Genomic DNA, 21,091 nt, shown 5'->3' on the forward strand with positions numbered 1-21,091 from the left:
GTCACCTATACTCCGAATGATGAGCCACGTCACACGCGGAGGTGTTCGATGAACGGCATGCACCCTTCTAGAAGGCCCCTGCCGTCCAGTGCGATCAATCCGCACCGGGGCGTGATGGCTTTCCTGATGATCGTCGTCTTCATCGCCGGCGTGGTCGGCGTTGTGGTGGCGCTGTCGATGGGCCACTCAGCCGCCGTGCTGAGCATCGTGCTCATCGCCTTCGGACTGATCGCAGCAGCCGCGATCTGCTAACGGCGGCTGCCGTCACCGGCAGTCATCGCACCCGATTGAACCGGTCGGGTATGTCGCGGTACTCATCGCGCACAGTCGGCTTATCCAACTTGCCGTTCGGCAGTCGCGGCAGTGGGTCCGAGCGGAGCACGATGTACCGCGGCACCTTGTAGTCCGACAGCACCGCTTCGCAATGCGCGACCACCGCGGATTCGTCGAGACTCGCGCCCGCGGCGACCGTGATGATGGCCGCCGGCGTCTCCCCGAAGCGCGGATCGGGCGCCGCGATGACGGCAACCTCGTCGACCCCGTCGATCGCTGCGATGGCGGACTCGAGCTCCACCGGTGAGATGTTGATCCCACCCGAGATGATGAGCTCCTTGATGCGATCAAGGAACGTGATCCGGCCCTGTTCATCGCGCATGCCGACGTCGCCGCTGTGCAACCAGCCGTCGCGAATCGCGGCTGCGGTGGTCTGGGGGTCGTTCCAATAACCCGGCGTGACACCAGGACCCCGGACCACCAGTTCGCCCGGTTCTCCGGGGCCCGCCAGCGACCCGTCGTCGAGCATCACGTCGACTTCGGTGAAGATCGATCCGCTACCGCAGGAGTCCGGGTGCTCGAGCGCCTCGGCTTTCAGGGTTGCTGTCGCCACCCCGCCGGCTTCCGTCATCCCGTAGATCTGGCGCAGCAGTACACCCTTGTCGGCCCAGCGCCGCAACAGGTCGGCAGGCACGGCCGCACCACCGACGATCGCGGTCTGTAGCGAACTCAGATCGGCATCGGCGAACTCGTCGACCCGAGAGAGCGCCTCGAAGACCAACGGGACACCGAAAAGGGCACGGACCGAATGCTTCTCGATCAGAGTCACTGCCCGCGCCGGGTTGAGCTCCGGTTCGACGACCAGGGTGCCGCCGAGCACCGAGGTGATCAAAAGGCCGTAGACCAGTCCGGGGGTGAAGGCCAGCGGCAGGACCAACAGAGTGACGGTGCCGGGCCGGAAGCCCTCCTCGGTGAGGGTGTTCTCCAGCACCATCCCCATCAATGTTCGACTGGTCAGGATCACGCCCTTGGACAACCCGGTCGACCCGCTGGTGAAGATCACCGCGATCGGATCCTCGGGTCCGGGCTCGATGACGAAGTCGTCCGGATCACCGTTCCGTTGTGCCTCAACGATATCGAGCGCCCAGATGATGAAATCCCGTCCCGCACCGCGGGCCTCGTCCAGGCCGTCGATGTGGGCAGGGGCCGCGATCACGGCGCTGATCTCGGCATCGTCGGCGATCTTGCGGATCTCGGCGGGCTTCAAGCGCGAGTTCAGTGGGACCAACGTCGCCCCGCACTTCATCACCGCCAGCGCGGCGATCGGCCACTGCGGAACATTCGGCGCCAACAGCCCCACCCGGACTCCGGGTTTGACTCCGTCGTCGGCCAGCTTCCTGGCCAGCCGGCTCGTCCACTCGTGCAATTGGCGATAGCTGATCTGGTCGTCGCCGACGATCACGGCGCGCTCGTCACCTTTGGTCCTGGCCCACCAGCGCAATGCCGATGCCACGGTCGCGGCCATCGTCCTCCTCGATCCTCTGAACTCGGTCAGATCGTTGCTGCTGAGCCGAATACGGTGGAACTCACCAATGGTGCCATGGGGCCGCCGATCAGAAGTGAGATGTCGGCGTTGTCCACCGGATTTGGTGAGCCACCGCGGATCTGACGCACCGCCTCGGCCACCAGCCCGATACCGTGCACGAATCCTTCGGCGATGTTGCCGCCTGCGGTGTTGATCGGCAGACCGTCGCCGCCGACGGTCAGGTTGCCGACAGTCAGGTAGTCACCTGCCGCCGGACCATTGGGGCACAACCCGTGGTCGATCATTGCGGCGACCGCCGGGCCCGTGAAGTTCTCGTAGACCTGCGCCACGTCGACCTCCCCGGGGCTGATCTGCGCGTCGGTCCACAGCCGCTGCACCATCGCGGGATGGAAACCTGCGCTGGTGTAGTCGTGTTCGTTCTCGACGGACTCGTTCCACCCTGCCGCCGCACCCTGCACTCCGGACAGGATGTAGGCAGGCCGGCCGGCATAGTCATCGACGCGGTCGGACCGGACCACAAGAACGGCTGTGGCCCCATCATTTTCGCGTGAGCAGTCGAACAGCCTCAGCGGTTCGGAGATCAGCCGGCTGCCGTGGTAGCCGTCGTGATCCAGCGGCCGGCCGTACGCCACCGCCCTCGGATTGGTTTGGGCGTGGTGGTACCCGGCCAGTGCGACCGCCTCGAGCGCCGCAACGGGAACCCGGTCGACCTCCAGGAGCCGCTGAGTCCGCAGCGCACACACCTGGGCGGGCGCCAGCATGCCGTGCGCCGTGTAGAGGTGGCCCATATGTCCCTTGTTGTAGGCGCCACGCCCGTCGGTGCCCTCACTGAGACCGCGATAGACCACGACGCAGTCCGCCTGGCCGCTATAGACCGCTGCGGCAGCGCAATTCACGGCCGCGGCAACGCCGCCTCCCCCGCCACCCCAGACCTGGGTCGACCACCGGACTTCGCGAACGCCCAGTGCGGCGCCCAGCACGAGCCCTTCGCTCGAATCACTGGCGTACGAGACGAATCCGTCGATCGACCGCGGGTCGGCACCGGCGTCCTCGCATGCTCGCAAGATCGCCTGCAGCACCAGCTGTGCAGACGAGAGCGGGCTCGTTCCGCGCTTGTAGTACTCGGTCGCCCCGACCCCGACGACGGCGGTGGCACCGCGGAATCGACTCATCGAGGCGTCCCGTCCAGCTGCCAGCGGATCAGCGGCCAGTGCACGTCGTCGGGCGGTGGATCGATATGGCCGCGCACCGTCGCCCCGATCGTCGGGGTCACACCGTCCGCGTGCGCCAGAACCCCGATCACGCGGCGATCGCCCGCACCGGGCAGCTCGACGAGCACCACCACGTACGGCAGATGTCCGGTCGCTTCCCTGCCGAACGGCTGCCAGGTTCTGGTCCACGAATAAATGGTGCCCACCGGTTCGACCTGCTGCCAACGCAATTCAAATGAGTGGCACTGCGGGCAGATCGGTCGGGGTGCCCAGATCCAGCTCGCACAACCGGCGCACTGCTGCAGCAGGAGTCTGCCGTCGCGCAGTCCGTCCCAGTGCGGTGCGTCGAGCCCGTCCTCGGACGGCCCGGCCATGTCCATCCACGGGGGTGTGTCGGGGATATTGCGGACACTGAACACCCGCCACGTACCGTCCTCGAAAGGCACCCAACGACTGCGCAGTTCGAACCAGTCGTCGTCGGGCTTGGTGTACCGGATCACCGCGTCGTAGCGGCCCTCGTCGACAGCGGTGATGCTGCGCACCTCGCTTCCCGCCAACCGGGTCGGCACATCGGCCGATGCGATGAGCTGGCCGATGCGGTCCGGGAGGAAGTCGGACAGCACGGTGTTGTTGTCGGCAGCCGCGACAGCCTTGCCGTGCGCTTCAACAGTCGCGGCAAGTTGTTCTGGCACAACGGTGTTCACCTGTTGCCTCCGAGTTGGTAGCGCACGTCGGTGCGGTCGTGATGGAAACCGGCCAGTCGGGCGGCGTTGACCAGCCTGGTGTCGCCGGAATCGACATGGATGACCGCGCCGAACAGACCCGCCTCGGCGGCGACCGCCACGGCACCGTCGAGCAGACGCCGCAGTGCGCCCGGCGGAGCCGCCGGTGCGGCGTCGACGACGTCCACGACCGCGCAGTCGCCGAATTCCTCGGACCACACCGGCTGGCGATTGAGCGCCACCGAACCCATGATCCGGCTTCCCTCCCGCAGCGCGTAGCGGGCTCCGCTCGCAGTGGACCCGCAGGGTTCGAGCACGGGCGCGGCGGTGAGGTCCGATTCGGATTCGGCACCGCGGATCAATTGCCACACCCGCCGGGTGCGCGGAATCAGGAATCGGTCGCTGAGCCGGCCGCTGGCCGGATGATTGCCGCGGGCCCAGGAGGTGATGGTGTGCGCCCCGGTCCCCAACCAGCCGTCCGGACCTGACGTGGCCAGCCCGACCTGCTCGAGCAGGAGGGTCATGATGCCGATCGAGCGCAGTCCCGGATCGATCACCGCCGTGGCCTCGGCGCACCCGTCCGGCCCGCCGGTGAGGCGGAGCAGACCGGCGATGCATTCTTCAGCGTTGGGCTCGTCCATCGCGGTGGCGTGCGGCAGCATCCAGATCAACAGGTGCCGATCGGGCGAATCGTCGATGGCCATCGACTGCGCCACATCGGCGAAGTCGATGGTGTTGTAGCCGGGCTCGGCATCGTAGGCCGCCGCTCTGGTCAGCAGACCCGACAGTTCGTCGGCCTCGGGCCTGCTCAGCTCGGTGCGCCATTCGTATTTGATCATCGCGAATCTACGACGGCGGAGCGCCCTCGGCGAGCAGCCTCTTGGTCTCCCGCCGGAACACCTGATTGGCCGTCTCGTTGCGGCCCAGCAACATCTCTCCGGCGTCGGCACTCCCCATGCCCTGCTGGGAGTTTCGCAGCAACGGGAAGTCCTCGCTGTGCAACACGGTCAGCAGGATCTCCCAGTTCTTCTCCCAACGATGATTCCAGTGGTCCTCGGCCATACCGGAGACCTCCAATCTGGGAACCATCAGCCGCTGTTCCATCCGCGATCTCGTCGGATCGGTCGGATGGGGACGGAATGTCAGCAGCTGGAAGTGATCCGGCTGCCGGAGCAGCGTGCTGTTGGGCAGCAGGAAATGCGTTTCGGTGACATACGGATCCAGCGAGCGATCGCCCGGATCTTCCTCCAGCCACCGGTCGATCGATTTCCGCGGAGCGATGAAGCGGCAATGCTTGCCGAAGTCCTCGAACGCCATCACATTGGTGTGAATGATCTTTCCGGCGGAGTTCGGGTGCGCGTACTGAATGTGGTAGCCGTCCAGGAACGCATCCTGCATGATCTTCCAGTTGGTGGGCTCGTCGAAGCCAGCCGCCCGGAAGCACACCAGATCCGCGAGGTCGTAGCCACCCAGAATGGCATCCATTTCCGGACCGAGCCATGCCGCGACGTCGATTGTGGCCGAGGCATTGTCGACGATCCAGATGAATCCGTGGCGTTCCTCGCACGGCAGCTCCACCAGGCCCTGCTTGCTGCGGTCGATATCGCCGAACGTGTTGTCCCGGGTGATCATTCGTAACGAACCATCCGGGTCATAGGACCACCGGTGATACGCGCACGAGAAGACTCGGCAGCGGCCCTTCTCGTTGTCCTCGAGCAGCGCCCCGCGATGACGGCAGAGATTGACGAATGCCTTGACCCCACCATCCTTCTGGCGCACCAGCAGCACGTTGTTCCGCGGCATCTGCACCGTCATGAAGTCGTAGGCCTTGGCGATCTCCGACGAGTGGGCGACGATCGACGGAACCCTCCCGAAGATCAGGTCACGCTCGCGCTGGGCGAGTTCGGGATCGGTGAACTCGTGTGCGGAGAACGCCACCACATCGTCGAACTTGTCGGTGGTCTCGTTGCGCAGGAGCTCGATCGCTCGTCGGATTCGATCAGGGCGTGGCAGTGATGTGGTCATGACGGCCTCACTTCTCTGGTGTGAAAGTGATCGGCATACGGTGGCAACCCCGGACCTGTGTGGAGTGGAAGATCGGCGGATCGGACTCGACGAGTTGGTAGTCGGGAATGCGCCGATGAAGCTCCTCCAGCGCGATCGTCAGCTCGAGGCGGCCCAGGTGCGAACCCAGGCACCGATGCGGCCCGGACCCGAAGGTCAGGTGTCGGTTGGGATGACGGGTCACGTCAAAGGTCGTTGGTGAGTCGAAGTAGTCGGCGTCGCGGTTGGCGGTGCACAACAGGACGATGAGCTGATCATCCTTGGCCAGGTTCACCCCGCCCAGCGTGGTGTCGCAGGTGGCGCGGCGCCCGGCGGCCACCTGAGCCTCGATGCGCAGCACCTCTTCGACGGCCCTGGGGATGAGAGCCGGATCGGCGATGATCGCCGCGCGCTGGTCGGGGTTGTTGACGAGGTGCACCACCGACCACGCCAGCGAGCCCTGCACGGTGTGCAGTCCGCCCATCAAGAGCAGGAAGAACATCCGGAACAGTTCTTCGTCGGCGAGCAGCCTTGTGCCGTCCGGTAATTCCACTTCGGTGTTGATCAGTGCCGAGGTGGCGTCCGCACCGGACTTACCCCTGCGCTCGGTGATGACGTCATTGAAGTAGCCGGCGATCGTCATCGCGGCCATCATCATCACCTGGTCGGATTCCTCTTTGGTTCCGCCGGGCTTGCCGAACAACACGGCGTCGGTGGCCTCGACGAACATCGGCGCATCTTCCAACGGCCAATCCATCAGTGCCAGAAAGACCTTCGCCGGCATCTCCCTGGCGAATTCGGAGATGAACTCCGCCTGGCCCCTGGCGGCGAAACGATCGATGAGGTCGTTGACCACACCACGGATATCGTCGGAGAGCCGCTTCATCCGCTGCGGGCTGAAGAGGGGCTGCAGCGCATGGCGGTAGGCGGTGTGCTCCGGCGGATCGAGTTCCAGCGGGATGAATTTGCCGAAGTCGGCAGGGGTGACCAGATTGTTGGGATAGCTGGAGAACGTGGTGGTGTCGGTGAGGACCTGGTGAATCTCCTTGTACCGCGTCACGATCCAGTGCCCACCGTGCGCGGTCGAGTACACCACAGGCCCCAGCGCGGCCAGCTCGGCCATCTTGTCCTGCATGACGTCCACCGGCTCTGCCAGGCTCGGGTCATAGACGTCGAAGTCCGTCACCAGATGGGCGGGAACTTTCTCAATGGTGGTCATCGCAAGGTCTCCTCGGCGGTCGTCGGGTCCGTGGTGTGCGGTCAGGCGACCGGTTGGGGGTTGAGGTCGTCGGGGAACCACATCCCGACGCGGGCCAGCGTCCCGCCGTCGGTCGAACCGAGCACCGCCCCGGAGATGTATCCCGAGTCGTCGGAAACCAGGAACAGCGCCACCTTCGCGTTGTCCGACAGTGACGGGGGTCGGGGCAGTTTCAGCGGAATGGGCGACACGGTCGGGTTCCACGGACCTGCCGACTCCTCGTAGGACATCCCCACCACCGGTGATCCGGGGGGCATGAGGAAGTTGGGTGACATGCCGTGGGTCGGCGCGATGGCGTTGACGCGGATGCCGTACCGGCCGAGATCCAGGCTGAGTGCCTGCACCAGGCCGTTGACGCCGGCCTTGGTGGCGCAATAGAACGGGATGCTCGGGTAGGCAACGAGGGATGCCGCCGACGAGGTCGCCAGGATGGTGCCTCCGCCGTTGGCCTTCAGGTGCGGAACGGCGGCCTGAGCGGTATAGATGACGCCGGTGAGGTTGACATCGAGGACGTTCTGCCAGTCGGCCTCGGTCATGTCCTCGAAGGCAACCGGATCCTCGAGCCCGAGTGCGGCCGCGCCGCCACGGGAAACGATCCCGGCGTTGGCCCAGGCGATGTCGAGCTTGCCGTAGTGCTCGACGGTCTGATCGATCGCGGCCGTGATCTGGGCCTTGTCGGAGACGTCGGCCGTGATCGCGATCGCGTCGCCGCCGTCTTCGGTCACCAGCTTGAGGGTCTGCTCCGCGCGATCGGAGTCGATGTCGACGATCGCGACCTTCGCCCCTTCGGCGGTGAACAGTTGTGAACAGTGCCGGCCCAGGCCCGAACCAGCCCCGGTGATGACGGCGACTTTGCCCTCGAGCCTCATGCCTTCTCCTCTGTCGTCGGTGCGTCGTGTGACGCAGCACACCTGGGTCAAAACCTTACGCGTGTAGGTTTATCGCGTCAATCAGAGCCTTCGTCGATGACCAGAGCGAGCTCCGGACAGGACGCCACCCCGGCTCGTGCGGCTTCCACTTCGTCGGCCTCGACGACGCGTTCGTCGAGAATGCAGAAACCTTCGTCGTCGATCGGAAAGATCTCGGGCGCAACGGCATAGCACTGCGCGTGGCCCGCGCATTTCGAACGAATCAACCGGACCTTCATCGGTCGCCAACCCCTTCTGTCACCATCAGCTGTAAAACTATAGTCTTTAGATATTAGCGACGTAAAAGGAGTGTCCCGTGCCGATGCCCGATGCACCGCTGACAGGCCTGCGGATTGTCGACCTCACCGCGGGCCCGGCGGCACAGACAGCACGCATCCTGGCCGATCTCGGCGCGGACGTGCTCCTGGTCGAACCGCCGGCCGGCTCCCCGTCACGGCGAGAAGCGCCGCGCGTCGGCACCGAGAGCCTGGCCTTCGCGTTACGCAACGCCAACAAGCGCAGCGTCGTTCTCGACGGCGACGACGAACGCGACCGACTGCGATTCCTCGATCTGGTCGCGGGCGCCGACATCGTGATCGACAGTGGAAATCCCGGGCAGTCAGCGCTTTTCGGAACCTCGTGCGAGGAGCTCGCCGACACTCACGATCGGTTGGTCGTCATGTCGATCACGGATTTCGGTACCACCGGCCCCCGGTCGTCGTGGACGGCGTCCGACCCGGTGCTGTACGCGCTGTCGTCGGTCCTGTCACGGTCAGGCCCGCCCGGGGGCACGCCGGTGCTTCCGCCGGACGGCATCGCATCCGCCACCGCCGCCGCACAAGCCGCGTGGGCCGTGCTGGTCGCCCACTACCAACGCTTACGCACCGGACGCGGCGACTATGTCGACTTCTCCCGCTACGAGGGCGTCTTGCAGGCATTGGACCCGCCGTTCGGCTCGCACGGTCAGGCCGCGGCGGCGCGGGGTATCAACAACGCCCGCCGCGACCGGCCGAGGGCGCAGGATTCCTATCCGATTTTCGCCTGCCGAGACGGCTGGGTACGGATCTGCATCCTCGCTCCCCGGCAGTGGCGCGCCATGCGGGCCTGGCTGGGTGAGCCCGAGCAGTTCCAGGATGAGCGCTACGACAGCATCGCCGCGCGGGCAGCCGAATTCGACCAGATCGGTGCCGCGATCACCGCACTGTTCGCTCAACACAGCATGGCGGAGTTGGTGGCGTCCGGCGCCGAACGCGGCGTGCCGATCGCGGCGGTCCTCACGCCACGGGACGTACTGTCCCAAGCCCACTTTCAGGTGGCAGACGCGTGGACGGCCCTCGAACTCACGGACGCGGGCACCCTGACCGTTCCCGACGGCTGCGTTGTGCTGGACGGTGCTCGCGCAGGCATTCGATGGACGGCCCCCGCAGCCGGCAGCAGTGCCCCCGCCTGGCTCGCCGACCGTGTGGCGGTCGCCGCCGAACCGGGCGGCGACAGGCCGTTGAGCGGGATCACGATTCTCGACCTGGGGGTCATCGTCGCAGGCGGCGAGCTCGGTCGATTGTTCGGCGATCTGGGCGCTGAGGTGATCAAGGTCGAGAGTCCCAGCTACCCCGACGGTCTGCGCCAGACCAAGCCCGGTCAGTCGATCAGCGAATCGTTCGCCTGGACCCATCGCAATCAGAGCGCCCTGGGCATCGATCTCCGAAATAGCCGAGGCACTGCACTTTTCGGAGAACTCGTCGCCAAGGCCGATGCCGTGTTCGCCAACTTCAAGCCGGGGACATTGACCTCCCTTGGCCTGTCCTACGATGCGCTGGCCGGGTTCAACCCCGAGATCGTGCTGACCGAGAGCAGTGCCTACGGCGACACCGGCCCGTGGAGCGCACGGTTGGGTTACGGACCCCTGGTGCGATCGTCCACCGGAATCACCCAGCTGTGGCAAGCGGACGGCGCGCATCACCAGTTTTACGACGCAGTCACGGTGTTTCCCGATCATCTGGTGGCCAGACTGGCGGCGGTCGCCACCCTCGGCGCGCTGATCCGGCGGGACCGCACCGGTCAGGGTGCACATATCCACCTGTCCCAGGCCGAGAGCGCGACGAGCCAACTCGACGTCACCTACGCCTCGACGTGGGCGCGCGAGTCGGGCACACCGGTCGTCGACGATCCCGCCGTGCACGGCGTGTACCCATGCCAAGGCGACGACGAGTGGTGTGCGATCACCATCGGCGCGGAGGCTGACTGGGCCGTGATCGCATCGGCGTTCGGGCGCGAAGACCTGGCGGACGATCCACGGTTCGTCACCGCGCCCGGTCGCTGGGAATCCCGTCAGGCGCTTCGCGACATCGTCGCCGAATACACCAGTGGCCGTTCACCTCTGGAGATCGCGACAGCTCTGCAGCAACTCGGCGTACCAGCGGGACCCATGAACCGGGGAGCGGATGTGCTCGGCGACCCACAGGTGCGCCACCGCCAGCTGTACACCGAGATGGTCCACCCATTGTTGGATTGGGCGCTGCCGAGCGAGACACGCCCGGCGCTCTACCGCCACATCGCGGCGGCGGACCTGCGACCGGCACCGCGCCTGGGCGAGCATACCCGCGAGGTGTGTCTGCGCATGCTCGGACTGAGCGACGACGAGATCGACCAACTGATCACCGACAGGGTGCTGCACGCCGCACCGGCCACGACCGCCACGCTCGAAGGGCAACTCCCATGACCGCCAACCACACTGACGGCCTGCTGTTCATCGGCGGCGAATTCCGCGCCGCAACCACGACCGTCCCGGTGATCGAGGCCGCGACCGAAGAGGTGCTCGGATACGCCGGGTGCGCGAGCGAGTCAGACATCGACGACGCCGTCGCCGCTGCCCATGGCCCAGACGCGAGAGCCTGGGCGGCCGCCGAACCTGCCGAGCGCGCTCAGGTGCTCAAGCGGTATGCCGCTGCGCTGCACTCCCGCGCGTCGGACACCGCGACGTTGGTCAGTCGTGAGAACGGAATGCCGATCGCCCTGTCCCGTGGTGTCAACGGAGTTTTTCCCGCCGCACTGATCGGCTACTACGCCAAGCTGGTCACGAACTCCGACGTGGAACAGACCCGCCCCGCGTTGATCGGGCACACCATCGTGCGACGGGAGCCGGTCGGGGTGGTCGGTGCGATCACCCCGTGGAATTACCCGCAGGCCCTTGCGGTGATGAAACTGGCCCCGGCACTGGCCGCCGGATGTCCGGTGGTGCTCAAGCCCGCCCTCGAAACCGCTTTGGATTCACTCGTTTTCGCCGAGGCCGCCATCGAGGCGGGGCTGCCTGCCGGGGTGCTCAGCATTGCGCCGGGCGATGCCGCGGCCGGCGCGCACCTGGTGAGCCACGGAGGCGTCGACAAGGTGGCGTTCACCGGGTCCACCGCCGCCGGACGCATCATCGGGGCGGCCTGCGGACAGCTCATCCGCCCGGTCACCCTGGAATTGGGCGGCAAGTCAGCGGCGATCGTTCTCGACGACGCGGACACCGAAGCCACCATCTCCGGCCTGCGTTCGGCGTCCTTCGCCAACAACGGGCAGACCTGCCATCTCAGCTCGCGGATCCTCGTCCCCCGCTCTCGCTACGACGAATTCGTCGACGCCATCGCGGCGCTGGCACGCGGCCTGGTCGTCGGCGACCCGCTCGATGAGCGGACCGAGATCGGACCACTGGTCAGCGCACGACAGCGTGAGCAGGTGCTCGGACATATCGCGGCAGGAAAGGCCAGCGGAGCGCGACTCGTGGCGGGCGGATCGGCTCCCGCTGATCAAGATCGCGGATGGTTCGTCGCTCCAACGGTATTCGCCGATGTGGACAATGCCAGCCCGCTGGCACAGGAGGAGATCTTCGGCCCGGTCCTGGTCGTCATCGCCTACCGCGACGACGCCGAGGCGATCCGAATCGCCAACGACTCACAATTCGGCCTGGCCGGCACGGTGTGGTCTCCGGACGTCGAACGCGCCACCGACGTCGCCCGCGCGATCCGTACCGGCTCGATCGGCGTCAACGACTATCAGCTGGACATCCGATCGCCCTTCGGCGGCGTCAAAGCCAGTGGACTCGGCCGCGAGCTGGGACCCGAAGGGCTTGAGGCATACCAGGTGAGCAAGTCCATCTACCGGGTGGGCGAACCCATTGCGCCGATTCAGCATTAAACCTTACGATTTTAGATAAATCAGCTGTTGACGAGAGCGACGGAGCAACGATGCCTGGCCCGATGATCACTGTCCGGCGACCCCATGACGGCGAAAGGGTCGGAGAGGTCGCCGATCTCGACGCCGCTCAGGTCGCCGCCCTGTGCGCCGATCTGCGCAAGGCACAGCCGGCATGGGAAGCGCTGGGACCACGGGGCCGCAGCGCCCACCTCCTGCGCTGGCTCGACTGGTTGCTGGACAACGAACAGCGCCTTCTGAAACTTGTGCAGCAGGAGACCGGCAAGTCGTGGGCCGATGCCGCCATGGAGATGTCGGTCGTCGTCGACGTCATCAACTACTTCGCCAAGAATGCCGCAGCGTTCCTCGCGGATCGCGAAGTCAAGCCTGCCGGCCCGGCTAATGCGTTGCGGCGGTTGCGTGTCCAGGTTCGGCCATACCAGCTGGTCGGTCTCATCACTCCGTGGAACGGTCCGCTGGCCGGCCCGATGATGGACGTGGTGGGGGCGTTGGTCGCGGGCGCGGCGGTGGTGTCGAAACCCTCGGAAGTCACGCCGTTGACGTGGGCCGAGGCCGTCCGTGGCTGGCGCGAGGAGATCGGGGCTCCCCCGGTCCTGGCGGCAGCCACCGGATCGGGCGCCACCGGCACGGCGGTCGTCGACCAGGCCGACATGGTGATGTTCACCGGATCGGTGCGGACCGGACGCGCCATCGCGGTGCGCTGTGCCGAACGACTGATCCCGTGCAGCCTCGAACTCGGCGGCAAGGACGCGTTCATCGTTCTCGCCGATGCCGACCTGGACCGCGCCGCCGGCGGCGCCGTGTGGGGCGGGATGACCAACTCCGGTCAGGCGTGTATCGGTGTCGAACGCGTCTACGTCGAGGCTCCCGTGTACGACGAATTCGTCGCCCTGGTCACCCAGAAGGTGAGCGCACTTCGCCAGGGGGTCGACGCTCCCGGCAGTTTCTCGTGTGACATCGGTGCGATGGTGACCGCGTCCCAGGTCGACATCGTCGCCGCGCACGTCGACGATGCCGTCGCCAAAGGCGCCCGGGTCCTGGTGGGAGGCAAACGGGGGCAGGGCAATTGCTTCGAGCCGACGGTCCTGGTCGACGTCGACCACAGCATGCGATGCATGCGCGAAGAGACGTTCGGCCCGACCCTGGCGATCATGCGGGTTGCCGATGCCGACGAGGCGATCGACCTGGCCAACGACTCGGACTACGGATTGAGTTCCAGCCTGTGGACCAGCGACCGGGACAAGGCCGATCGCTTGTCCCGCCGGATCGAAGCCGGCTCGGTGTCGATCAACAACGCACTCGTCGCCACCTTTCAGCTGCCGATCCCGATGGGCGGCTGGAAGAACTCCGGACTCGGAACTCGGTTCGGCGGAGCGCAGGGAGTGCTCAAGTACTGCCGCCAGCAGTCGATCGTCGAAGAGCGCGTCACACTGAAATCCGAACCGCTGTGGTATCCGATCGTTCCCGCGCGGTCGCGCCTGATCGCCCGCGCGGTCCGCCTGCTCGGTGCCCACGATTGGCGGCGGCGCCTGGGACTGGCCGGGAGAGCACCCCGTTGAACCCCCTGCTCCTCGGTATAGTGACGCCCATGCGACGAGCGGCTGGGCGGTCTCCCCGCAGGCTCAGGGCCACCTGAAATGGCCCGGCCTTCCAAACCGTTGATCAGCCGGACCGCCGCCGTCGAGGCGTCGATCGACATCATCGATTCCGAGGGGCTGGCCGCCTTCAGCCTCCCGCGTCTGGCGGCGCATCTCGGGGTGCGCGCGCCCTCGCTCTACCACCATTTCGCGGACAAGAACGAGATCTTGACTGCCGTCGCCCGCCACATCGGCGGCAAGTCAGTGATCAAGCCGCGGCGCCCGCCCGGCCCCGACTGGCCGGAGTACTTCGTCAGTCTGGCCTTGAACTTTCGGCAGTCGGTCCTTCGTCACCGCAACGCGGCGTCGGTCCTGATCGAACATCTGCCGCGCGAGACGCTGATCGGCAGCTTCGAGGACGCGGCCGCGTTCCTCAGCGACTCCGGGGTTCCGGTACACCTGCACGCGCAGATCCTGGACGGCATGGAAACCCTGTGTGTGGGAGCGGTTCTCACCGAGGCGGTTCGAATGCCCCGTGGCCGTACCGCGCTGTTCCCGCCCTTCGACCCCGAGAAATACCCCAATCTGGCCGACGCGATTCAGGCCAATGATCTCACGGTGAAAGAGCTTTTCGCCGACCGGATCCGGAGCTTTCTCTACGGTGTGACCTTGAGCGATTCCTACCGGACCGGCGCCGAGGAAACATCAGCCTGACCGCAGCTATACAGCGGCAAGACGGCGCGGTAGGCGCAGCAGACCCGCCAAATCGGCAGCGGCCTTCTCGCCGGACACCGTCGCGGTGCACATGTTCGACGACGAGCGGAAAACCCCCGCCAGCCGGATGCGCGACTTGACCGCGGCCTGCCTGGCCTGGAACTGGCCGAGGTCCTTGTACAGGCCCGGCCTGCTGTAGACGATCACCTCGTTCCAGCGCGCGATGCGGGTGTAGTCCACGGTGTCGGTCAGCCCGGGGATCACCTTCTCCATCCGGCTCAGGATCTTGTGGCGGACGGTGTCGTCGTCATCGTCGATGATCTTCTCGGCGAACTCCGTCATGGTCAGGATGTCAAGCAGCCCATGACCTTCCGGTGCACGCCCCGGCGCCTTGTTGTGCTCGCAGGTGAACCCCATGATGTCGGGATCGACCGGCTCGGGGATGTTGATCACAGACGCGACGATGCCCTTGGGCTTGCGTGTGACTCCGGTGTTCATGACCACACACTTCGTGTAGCGCAGGCCGCGCAGGAACTGTTCGGAGTACGCGTCGAACCGTCCGGGTGCCATGGCGGGAATCGTGTCACCGCGCGCGGTCAGAACCGCACCCGAACCGCTGTCGGTGTGGGACACACCGTCGGCGTCGGTCCATATCACCGTGACACCGTCGCGACTCTCCGTGATCTCATGCACGGTTGCGGACAGCCGAATGTCCAATCCTGTTGACAGGCGGTCGATATACGTCGAGTAGCCATCCCGGAAGGCGTACAGCTTGCTACCCAGGATGTTGTAGAGCATGAAGAACAGCTCGAGATTGGAGATGGCATCGCCGCGCACACCGAGAACACCGCGGACCGTCGAGTTGATCACATAGTCGTACACCTCGCCGGACAATCCGAGATGCAGCGAGCAGTACTCCCGCGGGGTCATGGTGTCGAATGCCGAAGCGCGCGAAAGGTCTTCGTAGTTCAGCAGCTTGCTCGCCCGGGTCGCGTCGACGCCGAACCGGGCCATCAGCGCCTTCGACTTCAGCGATACCAGCGGGGTCCTGAGGATGTCGGAGAACAGGTGATCCGACCGCAGGTTGTGAATCACGTTGTCACGGGCGAATCCGATGATCGAGCCCGCCGGGATCAGGTCGGGTCCACTGCCGATTTCATGGGCGAGCTTCACCACCGGCTCGTAGGCGCTCGGCAGGATCGTCGCGCCTTCCTCCATGAGGTAGCCCTGCTCGCGGTGGGTGTGGATCATGCCGCCGGTCCGATCGCGCTTCTCCAGGACGACACTCGGAATGCCTTGTTCGCGAAGGCGATACGCCGCCGTCAGTCCCGATGGGCCGGCTCCGACGATGAAGACCGGCCCGGCATCGACCTGGGCATCGGTGGTGGTCATCCTGAGGTTCCCTTCTTGTGGACGACGAGAGATGAGAGAACGAAGTCGGCCACCATGGCGCGTTCGGCCTCGGCGTCGAGGTCTTCCCGCAACATCAGCATCAGGTAGACACCGCGCAGCCATTCGACGACCCGCTCGTCGCTGACGTCCGGCCGGAGCTCACCCTGCTCACGGCCGCGGCGCAGCATCGGCCCGAGGACGTCGGCGACGATGGCCTGCATCGCCGAGTCGTGCCCGGTGATCAACCGGTGCAGGGACACCGTCGTCGTGGTGTCGAGCAGGTGATGCAGTTCGGGATCCGAACGCGCGGCATCGACGGTGGCGATCGATGTTTCGACGAGCAGCTCTGCGAACGACGCGTCCTGCGCGGCGATGGGTCGGATGCCCTCACCCAGCTCCTGCAGCCGCCCGACGATTGCGGCCTCGGTGATCTCGGGGCGGGTGAGGCCGAGCCGGTAGACACCGGTGCGGCCGATACCAGCCTCCTTGGCGATGTCGTGCATGGTGGTCCGGTCGACCCCGAAGCGAGCGAAGCAGCGACGGGCCGCGGCCACGACGCGACTGAGCAGAACGGGGTCGTGGTTCTCGGCAAGCATGGCAGCCATTTAACCGGCGCCCCCGTACGTGTGTTGCAGTTGATCGAGGTACTGGTTGGGGCAGAGCGGTTTTCCGGGCTGGCCGCAATAGATGCTGCCCTGTTGGTAGGACGGCAATACCGGGATGCTGTCCACGTCGCCAGTCATCGACATCCAGTCGTTGGGAATCTGGTAGGCGGCCACAGTGGTGAAGCCGGCCCATCCGATGACCGCGAGGGTCGACAAACCTGTCTTGGCCTTCGACCCGAGCGCGAGTGCGTCGACATCGCGATCGACCGCACACCGGCCGTTCGCATCCCGGGAGTCGCGCAGCCAGGTGAACATCAGGCAGTAGGCGGAGATGAAGAGCAGCTCCGTGACGGGCAGCCGGTGCGTCGTATCTGCCCACAGGGTCAACGCATTCGGCGACGAGATGTAGGTGTAGACGCCGGTGCGATTCCACGTGGTGGCCAGGCACCCGAACACCGCCATGAACGTCACGAGCACGATCGCGTACAGGGCGACGGTGCTGACCCGCGGCAGCCGTCTGCGTAGGAGATCGAGATAGGCGCAGCCGACGATGGCGGCGCCGACACCGAGCCAGATGTAGGCGGGCATACACCACCCAAGACTCCAGGCCCAGCGTTCCCCTTGGGGCGCCGCGAATCCGGGAAATTGGGCGGCCCAGGTGCCCAGGTTGAGCGAGTGCGCATTCATCGCCCAGGTGGGGTTGAACATTTGACACATCACGTCCAGTACCGACGCGAAAAGCCCACCGAGGAAGAGCTTTCCGTCCAATGTCACCGTGCGTGACCGGTATGCGGGCCGCAGCAACGAGCACCAGAGCAGGAGCACGAACACCGAGAGGCTGAGCCCCTCGGTCAGCCGGATCACCCATTCGAAGGCGTACGGATCGGGGCCCGGATCGACGGGCCGAGCCTGTGGCGATGTCAGCCAGCCGGCCCAGCACGTGATGGCCAGGCCCACCAGCGCCGCGCCACCGCACGCCCAGACGAACACGGTGCCTGCCGGCCGCGCACGTCGGGCACCGGTGGCGTCCTGCTCGGCCACCGCGTCCGTCGCATCCGTCACCGCCACCCGGGCAAGGTAGCACGTGGAACAAATATCGTTCCGCGTTCCAACGAAACTGACGAGGCTGTATATATGGGGCCGTCACACTCGCCTGACGAGCGATTTCGGCGCGCTAACCGCCGCTGAGCGAACGAAAGCGCGCCGAATCCGCCAGTCGGCCGCCGCGGAACGGCCAACGCTGCGGGTTTGCGGGGCGCCGGCAGCGCCCATATCGCGAGGCCCGGCCGTTATGCATCGGTTGCCCGCCCGAGCAGCTCGGTCTGCTATTTTAGTCAAAAATAGATTAAAATTTATCCGGCACGACCCGCCTTCCGGCCGACGGACGGGCGGGATTAGAAGCTGCTTTGCACCGGATGCAAGTTGAGGTATCTTTATGAGACGCTACAGCTCTAAATAGCTACGTGCCTGCTCGAGGCCATTTTGAGTGTTGAGTGTGTGCCGCAGCCGAGGACCATTGCGTAATGGACAAAATATAATGTACGTTCTTTGTTGCATGTAATAGAGACCTGCGTCACACTGTTCCGAAGCCGCAGACCACACCACGATCGGAGGTCAAGATGGGGCAAGTTGCTCCGGCAACGCCTCAGCGAAGCCTGGCCCGTGGCGCTGTGTCGGCGGTGTCAAAACCAGCAATCGCGGTGGGGGGCTTCGTCGCGATGTGTCTGGACACCTTCGTGCTGATGTTCAAGCCGCCGTTCGCCTGGCGTGAGTTCCTATTGCAGAGCTGGTTCGTGGCACGCGTGTCGATCGTGCCGACCATCATGCTGTCGATACCGTTCACCGTTCTCACGGTGTTCGTGCTGAACATCCTGCTCATCGAGTTCGGTGCCGCCGACTACTCCGGCACCGGCACCGCGCTCGGGGCCATCACGCAGATCGGTCCCGTCGTCACCGTGCTCGTGGTGGCCGGCGCCGGCGCCACCGCCATGTGCGCGGATCTCGGCGCGCGGACCATCCGCGAGGAGCTCGACGCGCTGCGGGTTCTCGGTATCAACCCGATCCAGTCGCTCGTCGTGCCGCGGGTCCTGGCCGCCACCGGCGTCGCCCTCCTGCTGAATTCGATCGTGTCGGTCATCGGACTGGGCGGCGGTTTCCTGTTCTCCGTCTTCGTTCAGCACGTGACGCCCGGTGCGTTCGCCGCCGGGATGACGATCCTCGTCGGTCCGGTCGAAGTGATCGTCGCCCTGTGCAAGGCCGCGGTCTTCGGCCTGGCGGCCAGCCTGATCGCCTGCTACAAGGGCATCTCGGTGGGCGGTGGTCCGGCGGGTGTCGGTAATGCGGTCAACGAGACGGTCGTGCTCTCCTTCATGGCCCTGTTCTTCATCAACGTCATCGCGACCGCCATCGGCGTCGAGGCGGCGAAATGACGACGGCTCGGCCCAGCAAGCGATTGGGCAGGCTCAGCGGCGCGGCCAGAGGATTCGGCAAGGGGTGGGAAGCCGTCGGATTCCAGATGGCGTTCTACACCCGAACCATCGCGGAGATCCGAAACGCGTTCGTACACTACAAACTCGAGATCATCCGGCTCATCGCGCAGATGAGCTTGGGCACCGGCGCCCTGGCCGTCATCGGCGGAACCGTCGTGATCATCGGATTCCTCACGCTCTCCGCGGGCGCGATCATCGCCGTCCAGGGCTACAACTCACTGGCCGGTATCGGTGTGGAAGCACTCACCGGCTTCATCTCGGCCTACGCCAACGTCCGGATCATCGCCCCCGTCGTGGCCGGCATCGGCCTGGCCGCGACGATCGGCGCGGGCGCTACCGCCCAACTCGGCGCAATGCGCATCAGCGAGGAGATCGACGCCCTCGAAGTGATGGGCATCCGGTCGATCGCCTACCTGGCCTCCACCCGCGTCGTGGCCGGTGTCATGGTCGTCATCCCGCTCTACTGCATCGCGGTGATTGCCTCGTTTTTCGCCGCGCGGATGGGCACCACCTTTGGCTACGGGCAGTCCACTGGCGTCTACGACCACTACTTCAATACGTTCCTGCATTCGACCGACCTGATCTGGTCGTTCTTTCAAGCGGTCGTGATCGGCATCGTCGTGATGCTGGTGCACACCTACTACGGGTACACGGCCACCGGCGGACCGGCCGGCGTCGGTGAGGCGGTCGGTCGCGCGGTGCGCACCTCGCTCATCGCCGCCGCATTCGTCTCGGTCATCATCACGCTGTCGGTGTACGGGCAGTCCGGCAACTTCGACCTTTCCGGGTAGCGATGTTCGACGACCGAAGGAACATGCGTATCAAGCCGGCCTGGTGGACGGCCATCCTGCTCGCGCTGATCGTCTTTCTGGTGCTGATGACGATCACCTTGTTCACCGGCACATTCCGCAGCTTCGTAGCGGTGACGCTGACGTCGGACCGATCGGGACTGATCCTGGAATCCGGCGGGAAGGTCAAGCTGCGCGGGGTGCAGGTCGGCCGTATCGCCTCGGTCACGGGGACCGGCCGCAATGTCTCCGTGCGGCTGAACCTCTTTCCCGAGGCCGTCGCCGACATCCCGCAGAATGTCGGCGCACAGATCAAGGCGACCACGGCATTCGGCGCCAAATACGTCGACCTGATCTACCCGGATCACCCTAGTCCACAACGGATTACGGCCGGAACGGTCTTGACGTCTCGCAATGTCAGCACCGAGGTCAACACCGTCTTCGAGAACCTGAGCAAGTTCATCACGAAGCTCGACCCGATGAAGCTCAACGCCACACTGACCGCCATCGCCGATGGCGTACGCGGACAGGGTGAGCGGATCGGCCAGGCGACGGTCGATGCCAACCAGGTCCTGCTCGCGATCAATCCGCGAATGGACACCGTCGCCGAAGACTGGCGCTCCTTCAAGGGATTTTCCGATGCGTACGCCGGCGCCGCATCGGACATCATGAAGATACTGGACTCGGCCAGCGTCACCAGCACGACGATCACCGATCACTCCGCGCAGCTCAACACCGCACTTCTCAACAGCATCGGCTTCTCTCAGAGTGGCGCAAATGTGCTCGGCCGCAACGGCAACGATCTGGTGCACCTGATGGACACGCTGGTCCCGACAACCGATCTGCTGCACAAGTACGACCCGACCTTCACCTGTACCTTGCAGGGCTCCGTGTGGTTCCTCAACAACGGCGGCCTGGAAGCGATGGGCGGCAACAAGAAATCGGTCATCCTCGACGCCGCCCTGATGCCGGCCGAGGATCCGTACAAGTACCCGGACAACCTGCCGATCGTCGCCGCCAAGGGCGGACCGGGCGGCAAGCCGTCCTGCGGGTCCCTTCCCGACCCGAGCAAGAACTTCCCGGTGCGCCAATTGGTGACCAACACCGGCTGGGGTACCGGCCTGGACTTGCGCCCGAACCCAGGCACCGGCAACCCGTGGCTGTACAACTGGTTCCCGGTCACCAAGGGTGTGCCGGAACCGCCACGGCCGCATGGGGACGGCGTTCCGGCGATCGGCCCGGTCCCGTATCCGGGCGCACCGCCCTACGGCGCTCCCCTCTACGGACCAGATGGCGCCCCGCTGTATCCGCCAGGCCCCGCGTATCCCCCCGGATCCTGAACCACCCAGCCACGAAGCGCATACCAAGGAG

At 65.6% G+C, this 21,091-nt stretch carries 19 protein-coding genes; 8 read left to right on the forward strand and 11 right to left on the reverse strand.

Annotated elements, in window-relative coordinates; genetic code table 11:
• The first annotated feature begins 48 nt into the window (after nucleotides 1-48).
• Nucleotides 49-252, forward strand: a complete 204-nt coding sequence (locus EV580_RS21750) for a hypothetical protein (RefSeq protein ID WP_005142852.1) — start codon at nucleotides 49-51, stop codon at nucleotides 250-252.
• Between the two features lie 22 nt (nucleotides 253-274).
• Here EV580_RS21750 and EV580_RS21755 read toward each other — a convergent pair whose 3' ends face one another.
• From EV580_RS21755 to EV580_RS21790, 8 genes are all read right to left on the reverse strand, one after another.
• Nucleotides 275-1,798, reverse strand: coding sequence for a class I adenylate-forming enzyme family protein (locus EV580_RS21755; protein ID WP_133693488.1), 1,524 nt, complete (start codon nucleotides 1,796-1,798; stop codon nucleotides 275-277).
• 26 nt (nucleotides 1,799-1,824) lie between these two features.
• Nucleotides 1,825-2,991, reverse strand: coding sequence for a thiolase C-terminal domain-containing protein (locus EV580_RS21760; protein WP_133693491.1), 1,167 nt, complete (start codon nucleotides 2,989-2,991; stop codon nucleotides 1,825-1,827).
• Complete coding sequence (locus EV580_RS21765; RefSeq protein ID WP_133693493.1) at nucleotides 2,988-3,734, reverse strand: Zn-ribbon domain-containing OB-fold protein; 747 nt, start codon at nucleotides 3,732-3,734, stop codon at nucleotides 2,988-2,990. The genes EV580_RS21760 and EV580_RS21765 overlap by 4 nt, the downstream gene beginning before the upstream one ends.
• Nucleotides 3,731-4,591 carry a hypothetical protein gene (locus tag EV580_RS21770; protein WP_133693495.1) on the reverse strand — a complete coding sequence of 287 codons (861 nt, stop codon included), beginning with the start codon at nucleotides 4,589-4,591 and terminating at the stop codon, nucleotides 3,731-3,733. The genes EV580_RS21765 and EV580_RS21770 overlap by 4 nt, the downstream gene beginning before the upstream one ends.
• Nucleotides 4,592-4,598: 7 nt before the next feature.
• Nucleotides 4,599-5,777 (reverse strand): aromatic ring-hydroxylating oxygenase subunit alpha, encoded by a 1,179-nt coding sequence (locus tag EV580_RS21775; RefSeq protein WP_133693497.1) that lies wholly within the window; start codon nucleotides 5,775-5,777, stop codon nucleotides 4,599-4,601.
• A 7-nt stretch (nucleotides 5,778-5,784) separates the two neighbouring features.
• Nucleotides 5,785-7,014, reverse strand: coding sequence for a cytochrome P450 (locus EV580_RS21780; protein ID WP_133693499.1), 1,230 nt, complete (start codon nucleotides 7,012-7,014; stop codon nucleotides 5,785-5,787).
• 41 nt (nucleotides 7,015-7,055) lie between these two features.
• Complete coding sequence (locus EV580_RS21785; RefSeq protein WP_133693501.1) at nucleotides 7,056-7,922, reverse strand: SDR family NAD(P)-dependent oxidoreductase; 867 nt, start codon at nucleotides 7,920-7,922, stop codon at nucleotides 7,056-7,058.
• A 77-nt stretch (nucleotides 7,923-7,999) separates the two neighbouring features.
• Complete coding sequence (locus EV580_RS21790; protein ID WP_133693503.1) at nucleotides 8,000-8,200, reverse strand: ferredoxin; 201 nt, start codon at nucleotides 8,198-8,200, stop codon at nucleotides 8,000-8,002.
• A 77-nt stretch (nucleotides 8,201-8,277) separates the two neighbouring features.
• Between EV580_RS21790 and EV580_RS21795 the strand changes: the two genes are divergently transcribed.
• The 4 genes from EV580_RS21795 to EV580_RS21810 all read left to right on the forward strand — a co-directional run bounded on the left by EV580_RS21795 (nucleotide 8,278) and on the right by EV580_RS21810 (nucleotide 14,446).
• Nucleotides 8,278-10,680, forward strand: coding sequence for a CaiB/BaiF CoA transferase family protein (locus EV580_RS21795; RefSeq protein ID WP_502703941.1), 2,403 nt, complete (start codon nucleotides 8,278-8,280; stop codon nucleotides 10,678-10,680).
• A complete protein-coding gene (locus EV580_RS21800; protein ID WP_133693504.1) occupies nucleotides 10,677-12,137 on the forward strand; it encodes an aldehyde dehydrogenase in 1,461 nt (486 codons plus the stop codon). Before EV580_RS21795 ends, EV580_RS21800 begins: the two co-directional genes overlap by 4 nt.
• A gap of 50 nt (nucleotides 12,138-12,187) precedes the next feature.
• Complete coding sequence (locus EV580_RS21805; protein WP_133693506.1) at nucleotides 12,188-13,714, forward strand: aldehyde dehydrogenase family protein; 1,527 nt, start codon at nucleotides 12,188-12,190, stop codon at nucleotides 13,712-13,714.
• Nucleotides 13,715-13,792: 78 nt separating this feature from the next.
• A complete protein-coding gene (locus tag EV580_RS21810; RefSeq protein ID WP_133693508.1) occupies nucleotides 13,793-14,446 on the forward strand; it encodes a TetR family transcriptional regulator in 654 nt (217 codons plus the stop codon).
• A 6-nt stretch (nucleotides 14,447-14,452) separates the two neighbouring features.
• Here EV580_RS21810 and EV580_RS21815 read toward each other — a convergent pair whose 3' ends face one another.
• From EV580_RS21815 to EV580_RS21825, 3 genes are read right to left on the reverse strand one after another with little or no spacing between them, the layout of a single operon-like run.
• On the reverse strand, nucleotides 14,453-15,838 hold the full coding sequence (locus EV580_RS21815) for a protoporphyrinogen/coproporphyrinogen oxidase (protein WP_166654820.1): 1,386 nt from the start codon (nucleotides 15,836-15,838) through the stop codon (nucleotides 14,453-14,455).
• Nucleotides 15,835-16,443, reverse strand: a complete 609-nt coding sequence (locus EV580_RS21820) for a TetR/AcrR family transcriptional regulator (RefSeq protein ID WP_133693511.1) — start codon at nucleotides 16,441-16,443, stop codon at nucleotides 15,835-15,837. Before EV580_RS21820 ends, EV580_RS21815 begins: the two co-directional genes overlap by 4 nt.
• Nucleotides 16,444-17,511 carry a spirocyclase AveC family protein gene (locus tag EV580_RS21825; RefSeq protein ID WP_166654821.1) on the reverse strand — a complete coding sequence of 356 codons (1,068 nt, stop codon included), beginning with the start codon at nucleotides 17,509-17,511 and terminating at the stop codon, nucleotides 16,444-16,446. It lies immediately after the preceding gene.
• A 650-nt stretch (nucleotides 17,512-18,161) separates the two neighbouring features.
• Here EV580_RS21825 and EV580_RS21830 point away from each other — a divergent pair.
• From EV580_RS21830 to EV580_RS21840, 3 genes are read left to right on the forward strand one after another with little or no spacing between them, the layout of a single operon-like run.
• Complete coding sequence (locus EV580_RS21830; RefSeq protein ID WP_255496801.1) at nucleotides 18,162-18,872, forward strand: MlaE family ABC transporter permease; 711 nt, start codon at nucleotides 18,162-18,164, stop codon at nucleotides 18,870-18,872.
• Complete coding sequence (locus tag EV580_RS21835; RefSeq protein ID WP_133693517.1) at nucleotides 18,869-19,723, forward strand: ABC transporter permease; 855 nt, start codon at nucleotides 18,869-18,871, stop codon at nucleotides 19,721-19,723. The genes EV580_RS21830 and EV580_RS21835 overlap by 4 nt, the downstream gene beginning before the upstream one ends.
• A gap of 23 nt (nucleotides 19,724-19,746) precedes the next feature.
• The gene (locus EV580_RS21840) at nucleotides 19,747-21,060 is read left to right on the forward strand and encodes an MCE family protein (protein WP_255496726.1); all 1,314 of its coding nucleotides are present in this window, start codon (nucleotides 19,747-19,749) and stop codon (nucleotides 21,058-21,060) included.
• The last annotated feature ends 31 nt before the right edge of the window (nucleotides 21,061-21,091 follow it).

Origin of the sequence: Mycobacterium sp. BK086, assembly GCA_004362315.1 — a bacterium.
GTDB lineage: Bacteria > Actinomycetota > Actinomycetes > Mycobacteriales > Mycobacteriaceae > Mycobacterium.